Origin of the sequence: Paramagnetospirillum marisnigri (genome assembly GCF_001650715.1) — a bacterium.
GTDB classification, from domain to species: Bacteria; Pseudomonadota; Alphaproteobacteria; order Rhodospirillales; family Magnetospirillaceae; genus Phaeospirillum; species Phaeospirillum marisnigri.
Genome location: NZ_LWQT01000100.1, coordinates 1 through 3,798 on the forward strand (window position 1 = coordinate 1; position 3,798 = coordinate 3,798).

Consider the following 3,798-nt stretch of genomic DNA (forward strand, 5'->3'; position numbering starts at 1 on the left):
CTCCGTCGCCCCTGGCCAGGCAACATCAACCATGCTTCACTAACATTCGATCTGGAGCCGCCATTGGGGGCCGGTCAGGATGCCTGGGATCGTCGCCGCCTGCGCCGTTTCGCCCATTACGCTGCGGGGCAGGGATGGCGACCCGAAGACATCACCTCGGACCACATGCTGCGCTATTTCAGTGTGCTCAAGCATGAAGCGATCAATGGCTACGAATGGGAAGCATATGGCCGGGTCTGTAAGACCTGGAATCGGCTGGTCGATACTGTTCCCGGCTGGCCCGGCAAGGCTGTGACCGTCGTCCGGAAGCGGACGCCCTACATGGTCAAGCTGGAGGACCTCGCCCAGGGGCTGCGAGCAGAACTCGTCGGGTATCTCGATTTCCTTGCCGGTGACGGCGCTGCCGACCATGGCGATGGACCGCTGTTCCTCAAGGACATGCCCCGCAAGGCGCTGTCGCCGGTGACGGTCAAGCTGCGGCAAACCCAGATGCTCCAGTACATCTCGGCCTTGGTGGCTAAGGGCTATCCGCTCGACAGCCTGGCCACGGTCGATGCAATCACCAGCACCCGGGCAATCAGTGACGCCTTCGATTTCTTCGTCGAACGGGCCGGCGGCAAGGTACCCACCCAGGTGCAGTTCATTGCCATCGCCATGCGGGGGCTGCTCTATCACCGTCTGACCGGGGGCCTGCGGCGGCGGGTTCGCCACGACCGGGACAGCCCCCCGCCGAGCTTGGTCACTGATGCTAGGCTGGACCTGCTCGAGCAGATCATCAAACAGTCCGCCCCCACGGAGCGCGGCCTCAGAGCGAAGAATAAGCGGTGTCTGGCCCAGTTCGACCACCGCAACCTCGGTAAATTGTTGCATCTGCCCGCCACCCTGCTGAAGGAGGCCAAGACCACCGGCGGGAAGGACGGGGCGCGCCTCGCGGAAGCCGCCCTGGCTATCGAGATGCTGCTGATGTGCCCGATTCGTGTCGGCAACTTGGTCAGCCTCGATCTGGTCAGACACTTCATCAAATCCAGCCCAGGCCCCAAGGGAACCATCCACCTGTCGATTCCCAAGGACGAGGTTAAAAACCGGCGTGCCATCGAGTTCGAGTTGCCGCCCCATCTCGCCCGTATGCTCGACCGCCACGTCCGCGACTTTCGTCCCCTTGTGCCGGGCTGTGGGTCCACCTGGCTGTTCCCGTCCACCGACGGTGGCCCGCGTTCCTACAAGCTGATGAGCCGTCACATCGCCGGCATCATCCGGACCCGTGCCGGCCTGATCATGACCTCCCATCAGTTCCGCCACCTTGCCGGCAAGATGTTCCTTGAAGACACCCCTGCCGGCCACGAAACCGTCCGTGAGGTGTTGGGCCACGCCAGCATCGACACCACCACCGAGAATTACACCGGCATCGACCAGGTGAAGGCCGGCCGTACCTATGACCGTTCGGTCTTGAAGCTGCGCGACCAGACCAAGTTCATTACCAGCAAGAGGAGAAAGAAATGACCTATATCGACCCCAAGCCGGCACCCCTGTGTCTTCCTGTCGCCATGTGGCCGCAGATCGACCAACGTCTTTGGGCTACCGTTTGTGAGCGCCCGAAGAGCATGTTCGGCTCTACGTCGCCGGCAGCATCGTGGTCCCCGCGCCGCCGCCGTATCGTTGAACAGGCTTATGGGCAGTGGCTGGCCTGGCTGCACAATAACGATCTTCTGGACGAGGACAGCCCGCCCGAGGCGCGGGTGACGCCAGAGCGCATGACCGCCTTCATCAACCAGTTGGCGGCGCGCATTTCTCAGGTCAGTGTCACCATGATGACCGGGGCACTGGGGCGCATCTTGGCGGTGCTCAGCCCGGACATCGACTGGGCCTGGATGCGCCGCTTGTACCAGGACCTCAAGGGCTGGGCCGAACCGTCCCGAGACAAGCGGGTGGCGATGGTGCCGGCCAAGGACCTGTTCGATCTCGGTCTCCACTTGATGGACACCGCCGAGGACGGTGATCCCGCCCCCTATTTCGCCGCCCCCCTGTACCGCGACGGCTTGTTGATCGCCCTTCTGATCACCCGTCCCGTGCGGATGCGCAATATCTCCAACATCGAGCTGGGGCGTCAGCTCGTGCGCGATGAAGCCGGGTACTGGCTGCGCTTTCCGCCCGATGAGACGAAGACCGGCATCGAGATCGACGTGCCGCTGCCCCACGCCCTGATTCCCTATCTCAAGACCTACCTGACCAAGCATCGCCCGGTGTTGCTGGGTCGCCGGAAGGCGGGTACGCCCGTGACCATGGCCCTGTGGGTATCGCGCTGGGGGACGGCCATGATCCAGCACGCCATCCGCGACCAGATCAAGAAGCGCACCAAGGACGCCTTCGGCAAGGCGGTGTGGCCCCATTTGTTTCGAGATTCCGCCGCCACCTCCATGGCGGTGGAAGACCCGGAAAATGTTCGTCTGGCCGCCGGACTGCTTGGCCACACGACCTTCGCCACCACGGAGGAGCACTACATCCTGGCGCACATGCTGGAAGCCGGACGCCGCTTTCAGCGGGTCGTGCTTGGGCTGCGCGGCACCTGCAACGAAGAGGGAGACGAAGACGAAGACGAAGAGTAGACATTGATTCCGGCCAAGGACGGCCACAAACTGTCTGACGTGTAGGTTCCGTGGCCAAGGAGGGCTGGAACCTCGTCCTGGCGGTGCCGACCGGCACCATTGGCAACGAGGTCTCTCATGCTCCGGCTATCCCAGACTTTCAATTGCATGAGCAATTGCACTGGCCGCTCTGCCCCCGAAAATGGCTGTTTTCTTGGTCTCGCTTTCGGCGTGGTACAGCGGTTGATCCAGCTAGGGCCATGTCTCTCGGCTTTGTCGTCGGGTTGGTGCATCAAGCTGGTCTATGGATACCAGCGCGATCACGACCACGACCCAAGAATGCCGCGAATGCGCGGCGGTCGCCGTCGATGGTGCCGTCGATCATCCTGGTGCAATCAATTGCACTTCGTCCAACACGGTCACCTGGGCAGATTCGCTCCCCATCCTGCCGGGGGAGCTTGATCTCATGCGCATCTACTTCGGCGATCTGATCTCGGCAGCTCTGAAGGGGGACGCATGACCACCCAGCCCATTCGCGCCGCCCTCTACGTCCGGGTCTCGACCACCCGGCAGGCCGAGGCCGACCTCTCCATCCCCGATCAGGTGAAGCAGTTGACGGCCTATTGCGAGCGCAAAGGCTGGCAGGTGGCTGAGACCTATATCGAGCCGGGTGCTTCGGCCCTCGACGACGACCGCCCGGTGTTCCAGGACATGATCGCGGCGGCGACAAGCGTCGCCCATCCCTACGACCATGTGGTGGTTCATTCGCTCAGCAGGTTCAGCCGCGATGTCCTCGATTCCGCCCTCTATGGCCGCAAGCTCGAAAAGGCCGGCGTCTCGCTGGTCTCCATCACCCAGGAAGTCGGCGATGACGCCAACGGGAAGCTGATTCGCACGATTCTCACCGCCTTCGACGAGCACAGCAGCCGCGAGAACGCCAAACACACCCACCGGGCCATGATGGAGAACGCCCGCCAGGGCTTCTGGAACGGCTCGCGCCCGCCCTTCGGTTATGCCCTCGCCGTCAAGGAACGGCGCGGCACCAAGGACAAGAAGGTGCTGGTGATCAACGAGGACGAGGCGCAGACCGTCAGGCTGATCTTCGACCTTTACCTGGGCCGCCACGGCAAACCCCTGGGGCTCAAGGCGATCTGCACCCACCTTAACTGGCGCGGGATCACCCGGCGGGGCCATGCCTGGGGTATCGGCAGTCTTC

General features: G+C 63.1%; 4 protein-coding genes. All 4 read left to right on the forward strand.

Annotated features, from left to right (window positions below):
• Nucleotides 1-1,500 (forward strand): site-specific integrase (locus tag A6A04_RS18345; protein ID WP_156612683.1); only part of this gene is annotated, 1,500 nt, incomplete at its 5' end.
• Complete coding sequence (locus A6A04_RS18350; protein ID WP_082915055.1) at nucleotides 1,497-2,603, forward strand: site-specific integrase; 1,107 nt, start codon at nucleotides 1,497-1,499, stop codon at nucleotides 2,601-2,603. The genes A6A04_RS18345 and A6A04_RS18350, both read left to right, overlap by 4 nt.
• Nucleotides 2,604-2,886: 283 nt before the next feature.
• A complete protein-coding gene (locus tag A6A04_RS18355) occupies nucleotides 2,887-3,102 on the forward strand; it encodes a hypothetical protein (RefSeq protein ID WP_068495484.1) in 216 nt (71 codons plus the stop codon).
• On the forward strand, nucleotides 3,099-3,798 hold a 700-nt coding region (locus tag A6A04_RS18360; protein ID WP_172822814.1), incomplete at its 3' end, for a recombinase family protein. The genes A6A04_RS18355 and A6A04_RS18360, both read left to right, overlap by 4 nt.

Coding starts and splice junctions, on each gene's coding strand:
- A6A04_RS18355 (WP_068495484.1), top strand. CDS start 2,887: ATGGATACCAGCGCGATCACGACCACGACCCAAGAATGCCGCGAATGC.
- A6A04_RS18350 (WP_082915055.1), top strand. CDS start 1,497: ATGACCTATATCGACCCCAAGCCGGCACCCCTGTGTCTTCCTGTCGCC.